1 protein-coding gene is annotated in these 458 nt (G+C 50.7%); it reads right to left on the reverse strand.

Annotated features, from left to right (window positions below):
- Nucleotides 1-20: 20 nt before the first annotated feature.
- The coding region (locus tag DYD21_RS20820; RefSeq protein WP_147303674.1) for an IS3 family transposase at nt 21-458 on the reverse strand (438 nt) is incomplete at its 5' end.

Here is a 458-nt window from a genome sequence, read left to right on the forward strand (position 1 = left end):
TGGACAATCAGTTAAGGTAGTCATGCGGCTGATTTCTGTTTTAAGTTTTCTTCGGCCTGCGCCGGGCTTTGGTAATCCATAGCCGAGTGCAGTCGTTTTCTGTTGTACCAGATTTCTATGAACTCAAAAATAGCCGATCTGGCCTGCCCGTAGCTTTGATAGCAATCCGGCATATCCAGTTCGTGCTTGAGCGTTTTAAAAAAGCTTTCCGCCGGGGCGTTATCCCAGCAATTTCCCTTTCGGCTCATGCTTTGGGTGATGTCATAGGCGTCCAGTTTCTTTGTAAAATCCTCGCAGGCATATTGAACCCCACGATCCGAATGAAAGATCAGGTCTTTACCTGGGGAGCGCCGCTTGGCAGCCTGCTTAAAAGCCGCGATACTGGTCTGCTCCGCACTCATTCGGTCGCTAAGTGACCACCCGATAACCTGCCGGTCGCCCAGATCCATAACCGTGGT

The sequence above is a fragment of the Rhodohalobacter sp. SW132 genome (assembly GCF_003390325.1).
Lineage (GTDB): Bacteria > Bacteroidota > Rhodothermia > Balneolales > Balneolaceae > SW132.